The 1,134-nt window shown below is 71.5% G+C and carries 2 protein-coding genes; both read left to right on the top strand.

The annotated features are described in order from the left end of the window. Positions 1 to 124 precede the first annotated feature (124 nt). A complete protein-coding gene (locus AC31A1_RS51730) occupies positions 125 to 652 on the top strand; it encodes a GNAT family N-acetyltransferase (protein WP_489659963.1) in 528 nt (175 codons plus the stop codon). A gap of 150 nt (positions 653 to 802) precedes the next feature. Further along, on the top strand, positions 803 to 1,134 hold a 332-nt coding region (locus AC31A1_RS51725), incomplete at its 3' end, for a GNAT family N-acetyltransferase (protein WP_489659962.1).

Here is a 1,134-nt window from a genome sequence, read left to right as displayed (position 1 = left end):
GGGCTCGGGGCTCGGGGCATCGACGCCCGGCTCGGGCCGATGGATACGGCCGGAGTGCGCGGCCGCGCGAGCACCCTCGCTAGGCCGGCCGTTTCATCCGACGCACCGCGACGAGGATCAGGCCATGCACAACAGCACCAGGATCCGCCTGATCGAGCCCGCCGACGCCACGCCGATCGCCGCGCACCGGGCGCGGGACCTCGAAGCTTTCCGGCCGTGGGAACCTGCCCAGCCCGCCGGCTTCTGCACCCCGGAGGGCCAGGCGGAGCGGATCGACAGGCTGCTGGCCGGATACCGGGCCGGTGCGGTCTGGCCGGGCGTGGTGCTCGCCGACGACCAGGTGGTCGGGCAGGTCACCGTCGGAGGCATCCTGCCGCAGCCGCACCTGCGCCGCGGTTCCGTCGGTTACTGGATCGCGAGCGTCGCCCAGAATCAAGGGCACGCCGGGAACGCAGTCGGACTCGCACTCCGGGTGATGACCGACGAACTCGGGCTGCACCGCGCCGAGGCGTCCACCCAGCTGGAGAACCTGCCGTCGCAACGGGTGCTCCGCCGCAACGGGTTCAGCCCGTACGGCGTCGCGCACTCCTCGATCTTCCTCGACGGGAGCTGGCGGGACGGGCTGCTGTGGGAGCGGGTGCTCGGCGACTGACGGACTGACCCGCGATTGGTGTTGTCGTCGAGGTGCCGGCCGGATGTCTCGTCACGAGGATCGCGACGGGTCCCCCATCACAAGTCGTGCCGGGCCGCAGATGAGGACCAGGCGGGGAACCGTCGAGCGGGTCCGGAGGTCCAGAAGGGCATGCATCAAGGTTTCCGACTGCGTGAGGCGACCGCCGAGGACGCCGACGTTCTTGCCGACGTGCACACCCGGACCCGGACCGCGTACTACATCGCAGGCGGCATGCCCGAGGGGCAACTCGCCGACCCGCGTGCATGGGGGCAACGGCGTGACGCCTGGGCGCGGGTGCCGGCCACGTCGTCACGCGCAACGCTGGTCGCGGAAGACGCGGACGGAACAGTGGTCGGGCTGCTCACTGCCGGGCCACCGCACCACGAAGACCTGGACGCCTCGACCTCCTACGAGCTTTACCAGATCGGTGTGCTGCCGCACGCCTGGGGGCGCGGGGTGGG

It is taken from the genome of Streptomyces sp. P5F9 (assembly GCF_057961495.1).
The sequence above is the reverse complement of the archived record's forward strand: the minus strand, read 5'-3'. Positions and strand labels throughout refer to the sequence as shown.

Coding starts and splice junctions, on each gene's coding strand:
- AC31A1_RS51730 (WP_489659963.1), top strand. CDS start 125: ATGCACAACAGCACCAGGATCCGCCTGATCGAGCCCGCCGACGCCACG.